Source organism: Micrococcus terreus, from assembly GCF_900116905.1.
Taxonomy (GTDB): Bacteria; Actinomycetota; Actinomycetes; order Actinomycetales; family Micrococcaceae; genus Citricoccus; species Citricoccus terreus.
In genome coordinates, this window is the sequence record NZ_FPCG01000016.1 from 1 (window position 1) to 20009 (window position 20009).

General features: G+C 65.0%; 19 protein-coding genes and 1 pseudogene. 9 read left to right on the top strand and 11 right to left on the bottom strand.

Annotated elements, in window-relative coordinates:
* From BM355_RS13305 to BM355_RS13320, 4 genes and pseudogenes are all read left to right on the top strand, one after another.
* A partial coding sequence (locus BM355_RS13305; protein ID WP_143109520.1) for an alpha/beta hydrolase occupies positions 1 to 898 on the top strand: 898 nt, incomplete at its 5' end.
* Between the two features lie 48 nt (positions 899 to 946).
* Entirely contained in the window at positions 947 to 2599 is a 1653-nt protein-coding gene (locus BM355_RS13310) for a flavin-containing monooxygenase (RefSeq protein WP_091699492.1), read from the top strand.
* Between the two features lie 335 nt (positions 2600 to 2934).
* Positions 2935 to 3117, top strand: coding sequence for a hypothetical protein (locus tag BM355_RS14400; RefSeq protein ID WP_091699496.1), 183 nt, complete (start codon positions 2935 to 2937; stop codon positions 3115 to 3117).
* Between the two features lie 301 nt (positions 3118 to 3418).
* Positions 3419 to 4631: pseudogene (locus tag BM355_RS13320) on the top strand (IS256 family transposase); the annotation flags it as partial.
* 113 nt (positions 4632 to 4744) lie between these two features.
* On the opposite strand, the gene BM355_RS14870 reads toward BM355_RS13320, so the two are convergent.
* Together BM355_RS14870 and BM355_RS14875 are read right to left on the bottom strand one after the other, a co-directional pair.
* Positions 4745 to 5194, bottom strand: a complete 450-nt coding sequence (locus BM355_RS14870; protein ID WP_342715316.1) for an excalibur calcium-binding domain-containing protein — start codon at positions 5192 to 5194, stop codon at positions 4745 to 4747.
* Positions 5191 to 5895: an HNH endonuclease family protein gene (locus BM355_RS14875; protein WP_342715317.1), complete on the bottom strand. Its 705-nt coding sequence runs from the start codon at positions 5893 to 5895 to the stop codon at positions 5191 to 5193. The genes BM355_RS14870 and BM355_RS14875 overlap by 4 nt, the downstream gene beginning before the upstream one ends.
* Positions 5896 to 6327: 432 nt before the next feature.
* Here BM355_RS14875 and BM355_RS13330 point away from each other — a divergent pair, with 432 nt between their 5' ends.
* Complete coding sequence (locus tag BM355_RS13330; RefSeq protein WP_091699498.1) at positions 6328 to 6657, top strand: DUF6504 family protein; 330 nt, start codon at positions 6328 to 6330, stop codon at positions 6655 to 6657.
* 61 nt (positions 6658 to 6718) lie between these two features.
* Here BM355_RS13330 and nrdH read toward each other — a convergent pair whose 3' ends face one another.
* Entirely contained in the window at positions 6719 to 6970 is a 252-nt protein-coding gene (gene nrdH, locus BM355_RS13335; RefSeq protein ID WP_091699500.1) for a glutaredoxin-like protein NrdH, read from the bottom strand.
* Positions 6971 to 7060: 90 nt separating this feature from the next.
* On the bottom strand, positions 7061 to 7345 hold the full coding sequence (locus BM355_RS13340) for a hypothetical protein (protein ID WP_143109521.1): 285 nt from the start codon (positions 7343 to 7345) through the stop codon (positions 7061 to 7063).
* 473 nt (positions 7346 to 7818) lie between these two features.
* Between BM355_RS13340 and BM355_RS13345 the strand changes: the two genes are divergently transcribed.
* Positions 7819 to 8865: a PDDEXK nuclease domain-containing protein gene (locus BM355_RS13345; RefSeq protein WP_091699505.1), complete on the top strand. Its 1047-nt coding sequence runs from the start codon at positions 7819 to 7821 to the stop codon at positions 8863 to 8865.
* A gap of 161 nt (positions 8866 to 9026) precedes the next feature.
* A complete protein-coding gene (locus BM355_RS13350) occupies positions 9027 to 9320 on the top strand; it encodes a histone-like nucleoid-structuring protein Lsr2 (protein ID WP_091699507.1) in 294 nt (97 codons plus the stop codon).
* A gap of 850 nt (positions 9321 to 10170) precedes the next feature.
* Here the strand turns inward: BM355_RS13350 and BM355_RS13360 are convergent.
* From BM355_RS13360 to BM355_RS13385, 7 genes are all read right to left on the bottom strand, one after another.
* Positions 10171 to 10836 carry a ParA family protein gene (locus BM355_RS13360; protein WP_091699510.1) on the bottom strand — a complete coding sequence of 222 codons (666 nt, stop codon included), beginning with the start codon at positions 10834 to 10836 and terminating at the stop codon, positions 10171 to 10173.
* A gap of 2889 nt (positions 10837 to 13725) precedes the next feature.
* The gene (locus tag BM355_RS14240; protein ID WP_143109522.1) at positions 13726 to 13896 is read right to left on the bottom strand and encodes a ribbon-helix-helix protein, CopG family; all 171 of its coding nucleotides are present in this window, start codon (positions 13894 to 13896) and stop codon (positions 13726 to 13728) included.
* Positions 13897 to 14134: 238 nt separating this feature from the next.
* Positions 14135 to 14464: a hypothetical protein gene (locus BM355_RS13365; protein ID WP_143109523.1), complete on the bottom strand. Its 330-nt coding sequence runs from the start codon at positions 14462 to 14464 to the stop codon at positions 14135 to 14137.
* 263 nt (positions 14465 to 14727) lie between these two features.
* Positions 14728 to 15825, bottom strand: coding sequence for a transglycosylase SLT domain-containing protein (locus BM355_RS13370; RefSeq protein ID WP_091699516.1), 1098 nt, complete (start codon positions 15823 to 15825; stop codon positions 14728 to 14730).
* Positions 15826 to 15832: 7 nt separating this feature from the next.
* Positions 15833 to 17212 carry a MinD/ParA family ATP-binding protein gene (locus BM355_RS13375; protein WP_425435639.1) on the bottom strand — a complete coding sequence of 460 codons (1380 nt, stop codon included), beginning with the start codon at positions 17210 to 17212 and terminating at the stop codon, positions 15833 to 15835.
* A complete protein-coding gene (locus tag BM355_RS13380) occupies positions 17209 to 18687 on the bottom strand; it encodes a hypothetical protein (RefSeq protein ID WP_091699521.1) in 1479 nt (492 codons plus the stop codon). Before BM355_RS13380 ends, BM355_RS13375 begins: the two co-directional genes overlap by 4 nt.
* A 25-nt stretch (positions 18688 to 18712) precedes the next feature.
* Complete coding sequence (locus BM355_RS13385; protein ID WP_091699523.1) at positions 18713 to 18931, bottom strand: helix-turn-helix domain-containing protein; 219 nt, start codon at positions 18929 to 18931, stop codon at positions 18713 to 18715.
* Between the two features lie 207 nt (positions 18932 to 19138).
* Between BM355_RS13385 and BM355_RS14405 the strand changes: the two genes are divergently transcribed.
* Both BM355_RS14405 and BM355_RS13395 read left to right on the top strand, forming a co-directional pair.
* Positions 19139 to 19687, top strand: a complete 549-nt coding sequence (locus BM355_RS14405) for a DUF6668 family protein (protein ID WP_091699525.1) — start codon at positions 19139 to 19141, stop codon at positions 19685 to 19687.
* Between the two features lie 14 nt (positions 19688 to 19701).
* The gene (locus BM355_RS13395; RefSeq protein ID WP_245760830.1) at positions 19702 to 19980 is read left to right on the top strand and encodes a hypothetical protein; all 279 of its coding nucleotides are present in this window, start codon (positions 19702 to 19704) and stop codon (positions 19978 to 19980) included.
* Positions 19981 to 20009 lie beyond the last annotated feature (29 nt).

Genomic DNA, 20009 nt, shown 5'->3' on the forward strand with positions numbered 1-20009 from the left:
CACCACCACCCAGGATGCCCTGCGCGACCTCTACGCCGACTGGTCGGCCATCATGGCGGAGAACCCGCAGATGTCCATGCGGCTGTTCCGTGCGGTGTTCGATGAGTGGCACCAGCCCACCGTCGAGCCCGAGGACGTGACCTACCGCGAGGACACCGTGGGCGGGGTGCCCGGGATCTGGTGCCTGCCGGCCGGGGGCGACGCCTCCCAGGTGCTGCTGTACACCCACGGTGGCGGATTCTCCGTCGGTTCCGCCTCGAGTCACCGCAAGCTGGCCGCCCACGTGGCCAAGGCCCTGGGTGTCGTCAGCTTCGTGCTGGATTACCGCCGCGCCCCGGAGCACCCGCACCCGGCCCAGGTCGAGGACGGCGTGGCCGTCTTCGACGCGCTCCTCGAGTCGGGCATCAAGCCCGAGAACATCACCACCATCGGTGATTCCGCCGGCGGCAACTTGGCCATCGCCATCGCCCTGGCCCTGAAGGAACAGGGCAAGCCGGCGCCGGGGCAGGTCATCGCCTTCTCCCCGTGGGTGGACATGGAGAACAAGGGCGAGACCCTCCACACCAACGCCGCCACCGACGCCCTCATCACTCCCGAGTTGCTCGAGGGCATGATCGCCGGCGTGCTTGGGGGCGCGGTGGATCCGAAGACCCCGCTGGCCAACCCGCTCTACGCCGACTTCTCCGGCTTCCCCCGCCTGTACCTGACCGCCGGCAGCGTGGAGGCCCTCGTGGACAACGCGCAGCGCCTGGAAGGGCTCGCCCGCCGGGCCGGGGTGGACGTCACCCTGAACGTCGCCGAGGGCCAGCAGCACGTCTTCCCGTTCCTGGCGGGCCGCTCCGAGGTGGCCGACCAGGAGCTGTTCCGGATCGCCGACTGGTACCGCCAGGGCCGCTGAGCGGCCGGGCTTGAGTTACCGAACTTCCATCCAGCGAAGGACTTGATCATGACCTCACAGATTCATCCAGAGAGTCAGCTGCACCCCCAGACGGTGGACGCCATCGTGATCGGTGCCGGCTTCGGCGGCATCTACGCCGTGCACAAACTCGCCAATGAGCTCGGCCTGTCCGTGATCGGCTTCGACAAGGCGGACGGTCCCGGCGGGACCTGGTACTGGAACCGGTACCCGGGGGCGCTGTCGGACACCGAGAGCCACCTGTACCGTTTCTCCTTCGACAAGGAGTTGCTGCAGGAGGACACCTGGGAGCACACCTATCTGACGCAACCGGAGATCCTGTCCTATCTCGAGGGCGTGGTGGACCGCTTCAACCTGCGCCGGCACTTCCGGTTCGGTGCGCAGAACGAGGTCACCTCGGCGCACTACCTCGACAAGCCCGGCCTCTGGGAGGTCACCACGGAGGGCGGGGACGTGTTCCGCGCCAAGTACGTGGTCAACGCCATCGGCCTGCTCTCGGCGATCAACTTCCCGCAACTGCCGGGCCTGCACACCTTCCAGGGCGAGGTGTACCACACCGGCGCGTGGCCGGAGAATCACGACCTGGCCGGCAAGCGCGTGGGGGTCATCGGTTCCGGGTCCACCGGCACCCAGGTGGTCACCGCGCTCGGTCCGGTGGCCGGCCACCTGACGCACTTCATCCGCACCCCGCAGTACTCCGTGCCGGTGGGCAAACGCCCGGTGTCCGCGCAGGAGCGCGCGGAGATCAAGGCCAGGTACGACGAGATCTGGGACCAGGCCAAGAGCTCCTCCGTGGCTTTCGGCTTCGAGGAGTCCACGGTGCCGGCGATGTCCGTCTCCGAGGAGGAGCGTCATCGCGTCTTCGAGGAGGCCTGGCAGCGTGGCGGCGGCTTCCGCTTCATGTTCGGCACCTTCGGGGACATCGCCACCGACGAGCAGGCCAATGAGGCCGCTGCCGCGTTCATCCGCTCCAAGATCGGACAGATCGTCAAGGACCCCGAGAAGGCCCGCAAGTTGACCCCGCACGACCTCTACGCCCGCCGCCCACTGTGCGACGACGGCTTCTTCGAAACCTTCAACCGGGACAATGTGGACGTGGTGGCCCTCAAGGAAAATCCCATCCGCGTGATCACCGAGCACGGCGTGGTGACCGAGGACGACCAGCTGCACGAACTGGACGCCCTCGTCTTCGCCACCGGCTTCGACGCGGTGGACGGCAACTACCGGCGGATGGAGATCCGCGGCCGCAACGGGGAGCACATCAACGACCACTGGGCCGGGCAGCCGAACAGCTACCTCGGCGTGGCCACGGCGAACTTCCCGAACTGGTTCATGATCCTGGGCCCCAACGGCCCGTTTACCAACCTGCCGCCGAGCATCGAGACCCAGGTCGAGTGGATCAGCGACACGGTGAAGTACGCCGAGCAGAACGGCATCACGGCCCTCGAGCCCACGCCGGAGGCGGTGGAGCAGTGGGGCCAGACCTGCACCGAGATCGCCAACATGACCGTGTTCACCAAGGTCGACTCCTGGATCTTCGGGGCGAACATCCCGGGCAAGAAGCCCTCGGTGCTGTTCTACCTCGGCGGCCTGGGCAATTACCGTGGCGTCCTGGACGAGGTAACGGCCGAGGGGTACAAGGGTTTCGCGCTGACCTCGGTGAAGGAGCCAGCCAGGACCTGACCCCGCACTACGACGCCATGTAGGCCACCGTATATGTTGTGGCCCCGATGCGGGGGTGCCGCCCATAGCGGTGGCCCCCCCACGTGAAGGCTCAGACAGATCATTTCGATGACCCTCTGTCTGATTCTCCTTTCTCCCACCCTCTGCGTGGGACGTCCTGCAACCCATCGCTTGCGAAGCAAATCAACGACGCGTCGGACGGACATGCAGTCCGTCGGGCCCGCTTCCGGCCAAACGTACTCCGTCTCGGAAGACTCCTCATATGGACGAGAACCACACGGCCGTCGAGTCCCTCCTCGAGCCGGCACCCACAGGACTGGGGGCGGGCGCTGTCCGTGGTGCTGACCCGCTTGGCCGAGACCATGGCCCGCGAAAGCGGCCGAACCACGGACCAGGTTCTGCTGAACCAGGACATCCGCCTGACCATCGTCACCGAGGGCGAGCAGGGTGCCCGCATCACCGCCACCTGCCTCGGAACCGATGCCACCGCAGAGGATACGGTCCTCCCCAGGAGCTGATGACACGACGGGGGGGACAGGAGGTCCAGCACGATCTTGTGGTCCGGCACCGCGACCGGACCAGACTGCTCCCCACGAGAGTGTCATATCGATACTTCTCGGCTGCCGTCCGCAAGACCAGCTCAAAGCCCGTGGGGCGGCAACAGTGGGGCGACGCACCAGAGTCACAAGAGAACCGTCCCCGACCGTTTCGTGTCGAGACGGTCGGGGACGGGACTGTAAGAAAAACGGTGTGTGAGGGTCCGGCCTGATCCGAGAGGAGACGGCCGTGTCAGAGTCCACGACCGAAACAGCGGAAGCGATGATCGATCCCGTGACCGGAGAGACCATCGACCAGAAACAACTCGCCGAGCAGTTACTCGCTCAGGCCAAGGAGCAGGGCGTGAGCCTGGTCGGGCCCGGTGGGCTGCTGAACGAGCTCACCAAGAACGTCCTGGAAACGGCGCTGGAGGCGGAACTGACCGAGCACCTGGGCCATGAGCACGGCGAGACGCCGATCGCGGAGAACATGCGCAACGGCACCCGCACCAAGACCGTGCTCACTTCAGATCGGCCCGGTACAGATCGAGGTGCCCAGGGACCGGGACGGGTCCTTCGAGCCGGTGATCGTGCCCAAGCGCAAACGCCGCCTGGACGGGATCGACCAGATCGTGCTGTCCCTCTCGGCTCGGGGTTTGACGACCGGGGAGGTCACCGCGCACTTCGAGGAGGTCTACGGGGCCACGGTCTCCAAGGACACCATCTCCAGGATCACCGAGAAGGTCGCCGGAGAGCTAGCCGAGTGGTCGGCCCGGCCCCTGGACCCGCTCTACCCGGTGATCTTCGTCGATGCCATCGTGGTCAAGGTCCGCGACGGGCAAGTGCGCAACACCCCGTTCTACGTGGTCATGGGCGTCACCACCAATGGGGAGCGGGAGATCCCGGGGATCTGGGCCGGTGACGGCGCCGAGGGCGCGAGGTTCTGGCTGCAGGTGTTCAGTGAGTTGAAGAACCGGGGCGTGGAGGACGTGCTCATCGCGGTCTGTGACGGGCTCAAGGGATTGCCCGAGGCGATCACCACCACCTGGGAGCGGACGGTGGTCCAGCAGTGCATCGTGCACCTGATCCGCAACTCCTTCCGCTACGCCGGCCGGCAGCACCGCGACGGGATCGTCAAGGCCCTCAAGCCGGTCTACACCGCACCCTCAGAGCAGGCGGCGAAGGACCGCTTCGCCGAGTTCGCCCAGCAATGGGGCGAGAAGTATCCGGCGATCGTGCAGCTCTGGGAGAGCTCTTGGGCGGAGTTCGTGCCGTTCCTGGAGTACGACGTGGAGATCCGGCGGGTGATCTGCACGACGAACGCGATCGAGTCGATCAACGCCCGCTACCGCCGGGCGGTCAGGGCCCGCGGGCACTTCCCGAACGAGGCCGCCGCACTGAAGTGCCTCTACCTCCTCACCCGGTCCCTTGATCCCCCCGGCGGCGGAAGGGCACGCTGGGTGATGAGGTGGAAGCCGGCACTGAACGCGTTTGCTTTTCCCCTTCGCCGGACGGTTCGAGAGAACCACTCACTGATGAAAACCGCCGGACCCCACACACCGTTTATCGGACAGTCCCTCGGGGGCGGTTCTAGGTGGCCAGTGAGGGGTTATTCGCAGCCGATGCCGTCGCCGTCGCGGTCGAGGTGACGGCCGTAGCCGGGTTCGCCGACTCGGACCGGGGCAGCGCCGGCGGCCCTGGCAGCGGAGCAGTTCTTGTAGTACCTGGCAGCAGGCTGCGTCGGCTTCGGGGTGTACGTCGGCTGAGGTTTCGGGGTGTAAGTGGGCTGGGGCTTGGGCGTGTACGTCGGCGTGGGCTTCGAAGTGGGGGTGGGCTTCGGTGCTGGCGTGTAGGTCGGTTTGGCCGGCTGCTTCGGCGCCGGGGTGGTTCGCGCCGGGGCCGGGGCCTGAGTCGGTTTCTCGGCTTCGCGGGCCTGCCCGGCGGTGATGTCGAAGTCCTCGCCGGCTTCGGGCACCTTCTGTGTGTCGCAGGTGGCCAGCACGCGGGCCATGGCGTCATGCTCGGCCTGGGTGACCCACAGTTCGTACTTGGCCTTCACGGCGATCTGCCGGGCGACGTAGTCACAGCGGTAGGACCGGTTCGGGGCAGCCAGCTCGCGGCGTCCGCGTCGCCCTTCTGCGCGTTGGTGGGGCCGTCGACGGCCAGCAGGTTCAGAGGGTCGTTGGCGAAGGCCACCCGGTCGGCGGCCGTGATCTGCTGGGCGCCCTTCTGCCAGGCGTCGGACAGGGCCACCACGTGGTCGATCTGTACGTCATCGGAGGTGTCCTGGCCGCGCTGGAAGTCGATGGTGGTGGCCGTGTAGGGGTCCTCGAGGGTGCCGGTGAGCACGACGCAGTTGTCGGTGCCGGGTTTGTGGGTCTCGACGTTGAGGTCTCGGTTGAGGATGTCGTTGCGGGTGTCGCAGCCGTTGCGGTCAACGTCCGTCCAGGGCTGGCCGAACAGGTCGCGGTCGTACCCGGTCTTGGGGGCGCGGCCCTTGATGGGCAGGTCCGCCAACACGGCGACGGCGGTCTGCGTGTCGCTGTCGTCCGGGACGGCGCCGTTGGCCGGGGCCTCGGTGGCGGAGGGGGACGGCGTGGTCGAGGTGGACTCGGACGGGGTGGCGGTGACCGTGACCGTCTGGGGGGCGGGCTGGGTGGACGGTGCGGAGTCGGGCCCGCAACCGGTGGTGACCAGGACGGCCAGGGGCGGCGCCCGCGGCGGCGAGCCGCTTGAGCCGGGTGGCGTGGTGGGGTGCAAGTGAGGTGCTCATGATGGCGCTGAGAATATCGACTGCCCTAGTCAAACCGGGAAATGTGCATGAACAATGTCACCGGAACCACCGTCCTGCACCTAGGCACCCCCCGACTCCCGCCACAACGCTGTGCTGATCGGGAGAGGGGCCGGCCCCGACCCCCTGAGGCAGTGGACCTTCAGACACCGGGTGTGCCGGATGAGGCGGGGGAGGGGGTGCAGCCGACCAGCGGTGACGGCCTGCTTAGCGTGTCCACCGGCCTCCGTAGCCTGCGCAGGTGACGGCGCTTCCCACAGCCGACCGGTCAGTGCCGGGCCCTCGTCGTGTTGCTCTCTCCCAGACGCCGACGGGGACCGGACCACGGCGGACCGGTCACCCCGTCGCCACCCGCGGCGGGAACACGGTCAGGACAGGTCAGGGAAGGGACGTCGGTACGGGTGGTTGTGTTCACGCAGTCGGTGGGAGTCGAGCCCGACGGTCACGGGGTGCCGCGGTATCTGGAGTGGGCCGGGCGGCGGTACGTGGTAGCCGCCGAGCCGGTGCGCTGGTACGAGCGGCGCAAGTGGTGGGTGGAGGAACGCCGGGCCGAACGCGGCCGGGGAGCGGGGTTGATCGACCATGAGATCTGGCGGCTGCAGGTCCGCCTGGCGCGGGCCCGAAACGCACCCCTGGTCACCCTGGACATCGCCCACCACCGCGACTCGGGCCGATGGCGGCTGATCCGCGTCCACGACCGCACCACCGCACCCCTGCAGCACAGCGCCTGACCACCCCCAAGTCCACCGGTGTCTGGGGGTGGTCGGCCGGGTTTGGCCGTGGGCGCCAGGGTCAGCGGGGACGGGTCAGGGTGGCCACCCGGCGGATCTGGTCGGGCTGGAACCCGGACCAGTGGTCCTCGTCATCAACCACGACGACCGGGGCCTGGGTGTACCCCAGCTCGTCCTGGATGTAGTCCAGGGCCTCCGGGGTCTGGCGGACGTCGATCTCCTCGAAACCCAACCCTGCTGTGGTCAGGGCGGTGGTGGTGAGCCGGCACTGCATGCACGCCGGTCCGGTGGTGTAGACGGTGATGGTAGGCATCGGTGCGGTCTCCTTCGCTCCGTGGCTCCTCTGGCATAGCAACCAGTACGGACACGCTTAGGGGTCTTTAGGGTTTGGGGTGGGGGGTGGTCAGCGGAACAGATCGGGGTGGATGCCGTCGCCGAACTCGGCGCCCGGGGCACACCGGGGATGGGTGCCGCTGATGATCTGCTCGCGCAGCCGGAACCCCAACTCCGGCAGGGCGTCCTGGACGGGCGTCCCGTCGAGGAGGGCATCGGCTGCGGTCTGGGGGATGGTGATCCAGCCGCGTTGGCCGCAGAACGGGCAGGGCGGGGTGAGGATGTCGGCGCTGTTGTCCTGCATGCTGTCGTAGATCGCGTACCGGCCCACGGCGGGTACCTCCTTAGCTGTCATTCCTCACGGTGCTCGTGACGGGATGCGGTGAGCAGCGGGGGAGTGGGTGTGGTCTGGTCTTCTTTCCCCTTGCTTTTTTGCCTGCTGGCGACACGCAGTGAGCTGTCCCGGCTCCGACCGGCAGCAACCCGCAGGGCGGGGACGGGGAGAAGTTCTGCGAGGAGATCAGGGAGCGAAGCGACCGCCGAGCAGAAGTTCTCCCCGGCGCCGGCCCCGGAGCGTCAGCGCAGGGGCTTGTGCCGGTGGGGCCGGGACGTACCATCCGCCAGGACAGCAGCAAAAAACGTGTGCCCGGCCTGTCAGGGCCGGGCCCTGCCCCGTCGTGGTTCCGGCGGGGCAGGGCAGAGAGCCGGCCGTGTGCGGCCGCCCGCGCGTGGGGGTCCGAGCGCGCGAGGACCGCCACCTTGTCTCCGGTGATGCCTCCAGCGCTGTTCCCGGCAGCAGCGGGGGAGGGGTCGGCTAGGGTCTGGTCCGTGAGTTCGACGCCGGCGGTCCCGTTGCCCGATGACTACGCCCCGCTGCTGGAGTCGTTGAAGCACCGGGTGCGGCAGGCCCAGGCCACGGCCCGGCGCACGGTCAATACCGAACTGGTGAACCTGTACTGGTCGATCGGGCACGAGATCCTCATCCGGCAGGACCGGCAAGGGTGGGGCTCCAACGTGGTGGGCCGCCTGGCCGAGGATCTGCGGGCCGAGTTCCCGGACATGAAGGGCCTGTCCCGCAGCAACCTGTTCTACATGCGGGCCTTCGCCACCAGCTGGCCGGAGCCAGTTGTCCAACAGCCTGTTGGACAACTTCCCTGGGGCCACATCACCGTCCTGCTGGACAAGCTCGAGACCACCACGGCCCGCGACTGGTACGCCGCGGCCGCCGTGGAGCACGGGTGGTCGCGCAACGTGCTGGCGAACATGATCATGGGCCAGGCCATGGAGCGCACCGGCGCGGCGCCGTCGAACTTCGCCGAACTGCTGCCGGCCCCGCACTCGGAGCTGGCCCAGCAGGCCGCCAAGGACCCGTACAACTTCGAGTTTTTCGGCCTGTCCGGGGAGGTCGCCGAGCGGGACCTGGAGCAGCGGTTGACCGACCGGATCGTGGAGACCCTCACGGAGCTCGGCCCGGGCTTCGCGTTCGTGGGGCGCCAGGTGCCCCTCGAGGTCGCCGGCGATGACTTCTCCCTGGACCTGTTGTTCTTCCACGTCGAGCAGTTGCGCTACTACGTGATCGAGCTCAAGACCGGGAAGTTCCAGCCCGAGTACGCCGGGAAGCTGAACTTCTACGTGGCCGTGGTCGATGACCAGCTGCGCCGGGACTTCCACCACGACACCGTCGGGATCCTGATCTGCGGAGCCAAGAACGACCACACCGTGCGGTACTCCCTGGGCCGGGCCACCTCACCGATGGCCGTGGCCGCCTACACCTACGACCAGCTCCCACCCGGTGACCGGGCCCTGGTGCCCGCCGAGGACCAGATCACCGCGGTCCTCGACGCCCTGCCCGACGAGCCCGAAGAAACAGACTGACAGACTCCCGCACTAACAGATTCACAGAGTCTGTGGGCCCTGACGGCCTGCCTGTCCTCGGGGCGGAGTCAGAGAGGGCCTCTGCATAGGGCAGTGCCGGATATCCTGCTGACTGCGGCGTTCAGCAACGCTCTTCACTCAAGACCGCGAACTGAGGAACCATGGCCCAGAAGGCAGAAGTAGTCCTGATCGATGACCTGGACGGCTCGCCGGCCACGGAGACCATCGCCTTCGGCCTGGACAGCCGGCACTACGAGATCGACCTGTCCGCAGCCAACGCCCAGCAGTTGCGCAGTGACTTGAAGGCCTACGTCCGCAAGGCGCGGCCCACGGCGCCACCGGCGCCGAAGCGGCAGGCCGCGGCCATCCGTCAGTGGGCCAAGGACAACGGCTACGACGTCTCCACCCGGGGGCGTATCCACCAGGACATCATCGAGGCCTACAACAAGGCCTGACAGGAGTAGCCGGGGAGCCCACTCACTGGACATAGAATCCGCTGACTTGACATAATCTCTGTTATCGGCGCTTAAGCGAGACGCGCAGAATTTAATGAAGCGCTCGTCACAGTCAATGCATTCAGGCCGCCGCATGCATATCGGGCAGCTCACCACCCCTCCCTCTTCGGTTGGTACAGCCGGGCGTTCAGCCCGCTCAGAGACAAGCGGCCGCGAGGTGGTGCGGCCACTTCGGGAGTGACCGCTAAAGAACACGAATCACAGAGTCTGCGAGTCTGGTAGTCACGCACTTCCGGGCTATGTGGCTCCGGAAGTCGTTACTCCGCGGGTTCAAGTCCCAGGGACTGAAACAGTTCAGCTTCAGTGGCACCGCGGAGGTCAGCGACGCGTTCCATAAGCAGGCCGATAGCAACACGGATGAGCGTGTTGTCCGTGATCCGCTCCCCCTGCCCACATCGAGCTCGGTTCAACGTGCGGACGAGCCGGCTGAGTTCATCGGCCTGCGTTGCAGTAATGCGAGCTTCCTTGCGCATCAGGGTCAGATACCGCGGCATTCCACGGTCAGGCGTGGGTGTTTGAGTTTGGGCCTTCGGTGCCCTACTCCCCCGATCTGCACCACCCGTGGACGTACTTGTCGACGCCCCAGGCGTTACCTCATCAATCGTCGACGCTCTGGACGCTACCGAGTTCATAGTGTCCAGCGTTGACATCTTGGGGCGTGACAGAGGGGTCTCCTCCGACGCGGGCAGCGGCCCATCCAATGTCGGTTCAGCTTCGGGATCAGGCACGATTGCCCTGGCCTTCTTAGCCCCGAGCAGGTCACTGAGGTCGGTCATGCGCACCTTCGCCATCAGACTGCGTCTCCTTCGGTGTCTTCGTTACTCCACTGCTTGCGCAACACCTTCAGCACAGCGCGGTAGTCTCCAACGGCCTTCTCGCTCATTCGGTTTTTCTCATAGCCAGTGACGACTGTGCCGTCTATGGAGGCGCGTTCATGCACCTTGTAGGAGCGCACATGTGGTTCAAGCACATTCAGCTCAAGACCAGTGAGGAGCTCCCTTGTATCTTCGACGTCTCGAGGCACACGGGGGTCTGTGCGAGTCAGCAGCACTGAGTATGCCGTCCCCGTGGGTTCGACGACGTCCTGCCAGGTGCGCACCAACGGGCGCACCGCCATCGCGGTCGGTTCAGTGGGCAGGATGACGTGGTCGCAATACTCGGCGATCTTTCGCAGCAGGTCAGCGTTCTGCAGGTTGCCCGGGGTGTCCACGACTATGAGGTCAAAGTCCAAACCACGCATCTCTTTCAGGTCAGCCGGGTTTTTCGCGGTGACGATCTGAAAGTCCAGTTCCTTGCCCGCATTCTCCGCAGCACTCCCCCAGTCCATGGCAGATCCCTGTGGATCCAGATCCACCACGAGGACACGCTCCGTTTCGGCAGCTAGCGCCGCCAAGGCCATGACGCTAGTGGTTTTACCAACCCCGCCCTTCTCGTTTACGACAGAGACAATCCTCATGCACTCTCCTGCTCGAATCGGCGTTAGTCACAGACTCCGCTAGTTCTACACTCCGTGAGTCCGGAACTCTGTCAGCAAGACTCTAATTGTTGCGGCATTGTGCGCACCCCGCGCCACGCGAGTACCCCCAGAACTCTGTGACTCTGTTACTTACTGAGTCACGTAGGCACGGACTGACAGAGTCCGAAGCTGTGCGCGTGAAGGGGGTTGGGCGACACCCTTGCCTCCTGTGGCGGAGTCACGCTTCCACCCTCAAGCAGTAAAGGTCCTCGGCAAGCACCACTCCCCCACCCGCTCGGGTTGCATCCGCGCCAGAGTCTGGGGGAATTCTCAGCGGGTGGTCCCGGCTGGATATGTTGTCACTACACTCCCAGACTGACAGACTCCCGATGTCTGTCAGTCTTTCACTGAGGAGACGATCGATTGCAGAATACTTCTCCCTTGGTCTCCTGAGTGCCGCAACCCGACCAGTAACAACAGAGGTCCAAAGTTACGTACTCACAGAGTCTGTTATTCACAGATTGTTTCTTACTACAACCAGATCCACCCCTCTATGCCCCGCGCTAGCCAACGAGGTGCCTCAAGCACCACGTCACTACCAGAGTTACAGAGTTAGTTGTTGCTCGACTCCAGACTCTGTGACTTCCAGAGTCAGCGAACTCTCGAAGCGGGTCGACGAGGTGGGTCGGTCTATTTGATTCTCTGTGAAGGGTGTGTCGTCGTGTGTTGGGGGAAGCTCAGTAGGTCTCAAGGTTCTGGGACTATGCGAGTGTCATGCGGCTTCCATTCTCGAGAGACTCTGGTTGTTGTTCCGGATTCGTCCGATCGGAGCTTGACCGGTGGCCAGTAGGTACCGGGCACGTCGATAGTCAGCTTTCCCATCGGCACGTCTCGGGTGAGCTCCATAGACGTTGGTACCCAGTTCGGGAATGAGCGTGAGCTGTCCGGGGCCGGCTCTGCGCGAGGAAGCGGCCCGACGGGGCGCTCTCATCCAAGCCTGTTCTGCTTGCCACCAGGCCCATAGTTCGCGTTCAAGTTGGTATAGGGCCGCTCGTTGGGCGAGCCGCCCCTCAGTTTGAAGGTATTTCGCAGCTAGGCGGCGTCTGTCAGTGCGATGACGTCTCCAGCCGGTGGGGGAGTGGATCAGTAGTCCAACGCTGGCTAGCCGTTCAAGGATCTGGGCCGTCTGCGGCACAGTCGTACCGATCCCAGCTGCCAGTTCGGACAGAGACTGATCAGTGCTCAATGTTCTGGCATAGAGGTTTCCTGCGAGGTGGCCTAGGCCAGGTCCCAGCGTGAACACATCGTGGGCACAGTCTTGGATGCGTTGGGTGAGTTGTGTGAGCAGGGTTAGTCTCTCAGCGGCCCCGGCCCCTACGGGGCGCGGGTCCGCTTGTGACCGAAGTAGCGAGGTATGACTGTGGATATCGCTTCTTCCGCAAATTCTCCAGTGAGCTGCCCTTGACCCTTCGGATGCCTGGATCCGGCTAATCCACCCATCTGTTGCTAAGCGCTGGAGTGCGACGCGGGCGGTCTCACGGCCGATGCCGGCCAGTAGCCCGAGGCGGCGGATGTCGGCCTCTAGATCGGTGTTTAATGCCTGTAGGGCGAGAACGGAGAGCACATCCAGGACGCGGCGGTCGGCTGGGCCACTTCCGTTGGCCCAGCGGCCGCCTGCTGCGTCAGCACGCTCTTGGACATTCCGGATGAAAGCGGCGATGGCATCAGCACGGGAGTCGAAAGTAGGGTCCTCACCTATCAGGCGAGGGCTGACGGCAACGTGGGCCACAGCCTTTGCCCATTGACGGGTCAGGATGGCAACAGTCTCTGTGGCTGCCCTGCCCACTCGTTGGGTGCGGCTTCCGGTGGAAAGTCGGTAGGTGCGCAGGTGTTCCATACCCGGGTAAGAAACAACGAGGGCTGCGACGTCTGCATGTTTCCAGCGGGCTGAGGCTGCACCGATGAGCACTCGCCACAGGACTGCGGAGGCATCGCCGGAGGCGGCATCCTCGTTCAGAGCTGCTTTGCTGGCTGCGGGGAGGTCACGCTGCGGGCCGGGCAGGTAAGGATGTCCGTGATCATCAAGCGGTAGCGGCCGGTGCGCCTCCAGTGAGCCTGCGGGTTCGGCCGCCCCGATGAGGGTGGCCATGTGCTCGACCAGGCCTCGTACGGAGGACGCAGTGCCAGTGGGATTGAGCAGGGCGTCGAGGTCTCCAGATATGACAGTGGAGGTTCCTCCAGCGCGATGCGGAGCCCCGGGGGGGCGGACACAGCCGGTGGCGGGATTGGTCAGGGGTGCCAGGTCAAGAGTCGGGCATAGATGTCGGGCAAGTCGGGCAAGTTTGGCCACGGTGTCGGCGTCTACGGAATCCGAGACTGCGGTCCATACGTGGCGGCCACCGGACGGGCCAGAGGCACACACGACGGGTGGTAAACCCGCATCTTCTAATAGTCCAGTGAGAGTTTGCGCGTCACGGGCAGCCGCAGTTGCGGTATCGGGGGTCTTGGCGTCAAGGTCAAACGCGAGCAGCCGGTACCGGTGGTCGCTGCCTGCCAAGTACAAGGCCCACGGGTACACCGGAATGCCTGCAGTGGTACGCCGGTGTGTGCCGTACTGGTTCAGAACAGTCCCGCTGGCGTCAGCGCGGGCCACACGCACAGTCGGGCGTGGGCTGAGAGCACGTGTGAGCGACCACGCATCAAGACACGGCGCGGATACTTTTCCAGGTGAAGTGGGTAGGGCTATAGTGAGCAACAGACCTCCAGAGGCGTCTTGGCGGACGCGGAAGGTAGAACCTTTGACCGAGTGGCTGGCAAACCGGGACGGTCAAGGCTGAATAGCTGAATAATTCTGTGGAAGGACCCGTTGGCGCGGGTCCTTCTGCTGTATCAGGCGGTTTCCTGCAGGGGCAGCTCCTCCTGTATCTCCACGTCGGACAGATCGGTTCGGGCCAGTTTCTCCTGCACCGCTTCGGCGATGAATTCGCTGGCGGGAATGCCTCGCGAGTCAGCGAGGCGGAAGATGAGATCGGCAGTTTCTACGGGCACACGCGCAGTCATGACATGTCGGTCACCTTTTGAAGGGCGACCTGCGCGTCGGGAACGGACCTGTCTCGTCATGGACCCAACACTAGAGTTTCTGAAATCTAACTCGCGTCGTCGACACGCGGGCAGGGGTCCACAATTGCAGAAACTGGCCGTCTCGGGCGTCCCAGCCCAATGAATCTGGAGGAAGTTGCCCACATCTTCCTTGTTCAACCCCGCTTGGGTCTTGCCGGTTTTGGATGAGCACTGACGGTCAGTAGGTGTAGTCATCGATCTGGCCTTCCTCGTTGAAGTGGAAGAAGTAGATGCGGCGGCTTTCTTCGGTGGCCGGGAGTGCTTGGCCGTCGGGGGTGGTCCATTCCCAGGTGGCGATCACTGACACGCCTGGGCCTTCAGTTGCGTGGTTGATCTCTACCGTGGGGGAGGAGGTGGCGCCTGCTTGGGCGGCGGCCAGCCAGTCAGCGCCGCTGGCTGGACGCTGTGGCGCGGTGATGGCCGCAGCTCGCTCCTGGCTCATTAGGTGTCTGGCACGAAGTTCTGCATCGGTGCGGGTCATATCCTCGCTGGGGTTCCAGGTGGTCATGATCCTGGCTGCCTCCAGTGCTGTCTGCTGGTGCTCTTGGTCTTGGTCCAGGCTCATTCCCGGCCTGGTTACTGGGCCGGTGGTCTCAGTGGAGCGGGGAGTGCTGGGCTGTGGGCTCTGGACGGCGGTGGGGGAGAGGGTGGGCAGTGGGTCTGCGGGGACACTGGATGTGGGCTTGTTCCACGGTTGCAGGACAGCCAGCGTGATGACTGCGGTCAGGCACGCCAGGGCCAGCACGATGAGCAGGGTGCAGGTGCGCCGGGTCATGGGGTGATGCCTTTCTGCAGCAGTAGGGGGTAGGGGTCCACGGCGTGGTTGGCCTGGTAGGAACCGTCCAGGGCTGTGCCGGGCTTGTTGATCTGGAAGTGAATGTGCGGAGCAGAGCTGTTACCGGTGACGCCTTCACGGCACAGGGGTGTGCCCACGGCGACGGTGTCACCAGGGTGCACGGCGATGGTCCCGGCGGCGCAGTGATGAAACTCGAAGATCACATGCGGGGATTCGACTTGGACCCCGCGGATCCAGTCTCCGTAGGCGGCGCCCAAGGAGGACTCGTGCTCCCGTTGGGTGAAGGTGATGCGCATGTCGGCGGGGGCGACCGCAATGCCTGCCCCACCCATACCGAAGTCGATACCGCGGTGGTTGAGCAGATCGGGGTAGATCATGCACAAAGACAGGCTCACCGGGCACGCGCGGGGTCCAAAGCGTGAGGTGAGGATGCCTCCGGGCATGGGGTGGGTCCATTCCCCAGTGCCCAGGTCCCCGATCTCGGAACCTCCGAGGGGAACACAGTCCACGGAGTAATCCAATTGGGCCAGGCGGTTGATGCGTTGCACGTACTCCTGCGTCTCAGGGATCGGTGGGATTCCAGGGGTGTTAAGTACCGCTGTTGGGCCTGCGTTGTAGGCGGCTAAGGCGAAGTCGATGCGTTCTTTCTCAGTGGTGGCCAGGGAGGAGACAGCTTCAAGGAGCTCTTTCATGTACCGGCCTTGAGCGGCGATGCTGGCCTGGGGGTCGAAGGGATCTCCGATCCCGTACGCTGCCCAGGTTTCGGGCATGAACTGGGCCAGCCCTTGAGCGCCTGCAGGGGAGACGGCCTGGGGGTTCCAGTCCGATTCAGCCTTAATCTGAGCAGCAATCAGAGCCACCGGCAGGCCAGCCTCTCGTGCAGCATCCTCCACGGCAGGCCGATACTGGGCCGGGATTCCCCCCTCGTCTCCTCCAGCGGGTAGACACCCGGTGAAGACCGCTGGGCGTTCCTCCTGACTGGCGGTGAAGAGCAGCACCGGCACCAGGACCAGCAGCAGCACCCCGATCAGGCCCAGTCCGATCCAGGTTCCAGCCCCTCCTTGCTTGTCCATGAGCGCCTTAGAAGCCCTTGGCCACGGCTGCGGCGGCGGCCAGCCAGGCGCGCTGTGTCTGGGGGCGCAGGGCATCGACCTTGATGTGACCGCGGATCAGGGCCGGGTCGTAGGGCACGCGCACCACGGCGCGGACCAGGGGAGTGAAGCCCTCGGCGATTCGGGCGGCTTCATCGCGAGCCTGCTTGAGTCCGTCTCGGCCCAGCCCGCGGGCGGCGTCGGTGGACTCTGAGACGATGACCACGGCGTTGTGCGCGAGCTGCGCGTCGTGGCCACCGCGGGATTCCAGGGTCTGCAGGGTCAGACGGGCTGCTTCGGCCCGGTCTTCCATGGCTGTGACGGGGACGACGAGCTGGTGCGTGTGATCAATCATTCGGCGCCAGTTCGCGCTGCGGGCGGTGTTGCCGGAGTCCATGACGATCAGTCGGTAGAACTTCGAGGCCACCCGGTGGGCGATATCGACTTCTTCAGCGGTGATCTCGTGGTCCCCTTCGTCGTTCTCATCTGAGCGCAGCACGTCGTACTTGTCGGCGGTCTGGTGGTGGACGAAGTGGGCCAGGTCTGCCGAGTTTGCCTCGGGGGAGAGCAGCCGGGTGGAGGAGTCCACCAGGTCCAGCACAGAGGCGGTGTGGGGTCCCTGTTCTGTGCGCCAGCCCAGTGTGCCTTGGGATTCGTTGTTGTCCCAGGCCAGAACGGGGCCTCCCCCGTGGCGGGCGAGCATGGCGGCCAGTAGTGCCACGGTGGGAGTCTTGTTGGCTCCGCCTTTGCGATTGACCACGGCCACGGTGCGCGGTCCTGGCCAGTGCTGGGAGACGGTACGCACATCATCGCGCTCTGCCTGCTCCTGCGCTGAGGGAGCCAGGCGGAAGCCCAGATTGTTCAACCCTCCGCGCCACCCCTGTGTGGCTGGCTCCAATGGGGTCTCAGAGACCAGGAAGGTTGCCTCACGCAGGCTAGCCCTGGTGCGGGCCGGCTCAACTGTCGTGGTCGGCTGTGCAGGCTTGTCAGTCGGCGCCGGGGCAGTCCTCGACTCTTTCCTGGGGTTCCTGGGCGCAGGTGCCAGGGGGTTAGGGCGAGCGGCATGGGAGCCCGAGGCTGGTTCATTCTCTGAGTCTGACGCTGCTGCAGGAGCCGTCTGCGAGGCAGTCGGACCGGTGGGTTCTGGTGGGGTGGTGGGGGTGACGGTGCCGGTGGGGGTGATGTGCAGCCAGGTGTCATCGTTGGTGGCGTGCGCGGTGAGGTCTTCTCCGTCTCGGCGTGCTCGGCGCACCAGGTGCTGGATGATCTGCTCTTGCAGATCTTGGCCTGGTGTGGTGGTGATGGTCTCTGTGCCATCTGCGTGATGCAGCTCGGCGGCGGTGGGGGAAGTCAGAACAATCTGGATCATGGCGTGTCCTTGGTGCTGGCTCGGTAGAGGAAGGTCTGCTCCAGTCGTGGAGCGATGACGTAGGCGGCATCGCCGGTGACCAGGTTCGGTGCTGGATCACCGGGGGTGAAGGTGGGCCAGGACTCTGGTTGGGCTCCACTGGTGGTCAGGTCCAGGGCGGCGGGGCCGTCTTGGCCCGCAGTGCCGTAGGCGGTGCCGGCGCTGATTGTGGTTGCGGTGAAACGCTCCAGGGGCCGGATCATGGGGTCTTGTCCCCAGTTCAGGGCCACTCCGGTGGTGGCGGCAGCCTGGGAGGACTCATCGATGATGAGCTGGTCGTTTTTGGCTGGCAGCCTCGGGACATTCTCTGCGGAGCGGAGGGTGGCGGTGGATAGCTGCAGGATGGCCAAAGTGGCCTCGCGGTCGGTGTCCCAACCGATGAGGGCGTGGTCATCATCGAGCATGCGCGAGAAGGAGGGGGCCCCTCGTGTCCCGGCAGGCCGGTCGTAGGAGCGGGTCTGTGTGACCTCGCCATTGTCGTTGACGGTGAACAGCTCACGATCAGAGACGGTGGTGATGTTCCGGTCCGAGCTGACACCGAGGGGCCGGGTTCCGGCGGGGATGTCCACCTGGCTCAGGTTCCCTCCGGCTGCAGGCAGACCGATGACCCAGTCTCCAAGGTCAATGAAGGGCAGAGCTCCGCGTGGTTCGGCTCGCCAGTGCGGGTCCAACCGGATCGTCTCTGGGCTCACGACACCTCCGCCTTCGGGGGTGCGCAGGTCCCAGATGCGCATCATGGTGCCCTCCACGTTCACCAGGGAGGGCCGCCCTGCCCAGTCCGTGTGAAGAGTGCCGGCAAGTTTGGCCGGGCTGTCAGATCCGCGCCAGTGCACTTGGGCGGTCTGGGGGTCCCTGGCGGTCAGGATGCCCTCGGGGGTCGTGGAAAGGATGTGCCCGGTATCGATCTGCGCGATAGTGCTGCGATCATCCACGGGCACGGACCAGGCTGCGCGGTCGCTGAAACCGGTCGGCAGCCCGATGGGGATCTGTGCCTCTGCCCCGGGGATCTGCCACTGCGGGGCCTCCGGGGTCCGGTTCAAAGCCCCGACACCGACCAGGACACCAGCGGTAGCCACCGCGGCCGCAATGACTCCTCCCACCAGGATCAGAGGCCATCTACGCCTGGAGCTGGTGGCCGGCTGAGCTGGTTCTTCGTTCTCGGTGGTGTCGATGACCTCACCGGCCTCAGTGACGATCATGTCCCAGACCGATTCATCCTCGTCCGCGGCCCGGACTCGCACGCGCACAGCACGCAGTGCATCCCGCCTGGCCTTGGTAACCACCGCCTGGATCGCAGCGGTCTTGAAGTCTTCTCCCAGCGCGGGTTCGACTCGGACCCCGTCTAACTCGGCCCACTGTTCATCTTCGTTCAGCTTCAGTGAGAAGACCGGGAATGTGGGCACGCTGGCGACATCGAAGTCATCAGCATGGTTCATCGGACTGCACCCCCTCCCGTGGATCTCAGTCGTCGAGTTCGTCACTGTGGAGCAAGAAGCTCCGCAGATCTTCCTTCCGGATCAACGTCGTTCGTGGCCCCAAGGACAGAGACTTCAACTTGGACTCCCGAATCCATTTGAAGACTGTCTTAGAGGTGACCCGAAGAAGCTTGCTGACCTCCGTGGTCTTCATCAGAGCGGGCTGCTCAGCAAGCAGCTCGTCTACAAGGTCGGGGTCATTCATCTTCACGCTCCCTGATTCTCGCTAAGTTTCCTTAGCGCGTCAAGCGACATAGAGGGATTATTGGTAATTGACGGACTTGGCGTCTGGCGCATACCCTGTTACTTAAGAAGCTTATGTAGCGAGCCAGTGGAGGGAAAACTGATGGCTCAGCGAAGTAACCCTTTCGTTGCCGTACAACCACGCCCAGCTGAGGACGCCGGCCCTGAGTTGGTCGATGAGATCTTGGGGGAGCGGCTGCTCGAGCGCGGCCCGTCCTCCCCGGAGGTCCTCAGCGTTGATTCGAGTCAGCTCGAAGCCACTGAGTGGCCTCGGACCTCGATCACTCAGCACCTGCCATTGACGGTGTTCGGGCTGCATGGGGGCGCCGGCACGTCCACCCTCGCGCGCCTTTTAGGTGATCAGGCCCTAGATGCTGGGCAGGGGTGGCCGGTCGCCTCAGGCTGGACCAGGCCCCTGCCGACCTTGGATGTGCTGGCTGTGGCCCGGACCCATCACACCGGCCTGGCCGCCGCGGAGCAGTTCACCCAGCTCTGGGCCTCAGGTGACCTCCCGGAGTCCAGGCTGGTGGGCCTGGTCTTGGTCGATGACGGACCCAACCTCACCGACGGTCAGAAGCGGGCAGTCAAGCGCCTGTTGAAGAAGACACCACTGGGGGCACACCTCCCGTGGATGGAGCAGTGGCGACACAGCTTCCCCGATCCAGCCCGCCTGCCTGGCCGGCTCAAGCGCCTACTCAAGGCAATCCACTCTCACTGAAACGGAGAAAGATCATGCTCGAAACTCTCACTATGCTCGGCCAGCTCGCGGCTGTGGTCCCCAACCCAACCCCGGAGCAGCCCCCCGGAACCGAGGGCATCACCACTCTTCTGAACTGGATCTCCTGGATCGTGATCGCCCTCGGGGTGGCCGGATTCATGGCCAGCGCGGGCTTCTTGGTCTGGGCCGGTCTCACCGGACGCGAGATGCAGGGCTTCAAGGGCCTAGGGCTGGCGATTCTGGCCTGCATCCTGGCTGTCGGCGCAGGAGCCATCATGCGGGTCTTCGTCTGATCTAGCAGTAGGTAGCAGCACAGGAGGAG

Coding starts and splice junctions, on each gene's coding strand:
- BM355_RS13310 (WP_091699492.1), top strand. CDS start 947: ATGACCTCACAGATTCATCCAGAGAGTCAGCTGCACCCCCAGACGGTG.
- nrdH (WP_091699500.1), bottom strand. CDS start 6,970: ATGCCTACCATCACCGTCTACACCACCGGACCGGCGTGCATGCAGTGC.
- BM355_RS13340 (WP_143109521.1), bottom strand. CDS start 7,345: ATGACAGCTAAGGAGGTACCCGCCGTGGGCCGGTACGCGATCTACGAC.
- BM355_RS13350 (WP_091699507.1), top strand. CDS start 9,027: ATGGCCCAGAAGGCAGAAGTAGTCCTGATCGATGACCTGGACGGCTCG.
- BM355_RS13360 (WP_091699510.1), bottom strand. CDS start 10,836: ATGAGGATTGTCTCTGTCGTAAACGAGAAGGGCGGGGTTGGTAAAACC.
- BM355_RS14240 (WP_143109522.1), bottom strand. CDS start 13,896: ATGACTGCGCGTGTGCCCGTAGAAACTGCCGATCTCATCTTCCGCCTC.
- BM355_RS13365 (WP_143109523.1), bottom strand. CDS start 14,464: ATGACCACCTGGAACCCCAGCGAGGATATGACCCGCACCGATGCAGAA.
- BM355_RS13370 (WP_091699516.1), bottom strand. CDS start 15,825: ATGGACAAGCAAGGAGGGGCTGGAACCTGGATCGGACTGGGCCTGATC.
- BM355_RS13375 (WP_425435639.1), bottom strand. CDS start 17,212: ATGATCCAGATTGTTCTGACTTCCCCCACCGCCGCCGAGCTGCATCAC.
- BM355_RS13380 (WP_091699521.1), bottom strand. CDS start 18,687: ATGAACCATGCTGATGACTTCGATGTCGCCAGCGTGCCCACATTCCCG.
- BM355_RS13385 (WP_091699523.1), bottom strand. CDS start 18,931: ATGAATGACCCCGACCTTGTAGACGAGCTGCTTGCTGAGCAGCCCGCT.
- BM355_RS13395 (WP_245760830.1), top strand. CDS start 19,702: ATGCTCGAAACTCTCACTATGCTCGGCCAGCTCGCGGCTGTGGTCCCC.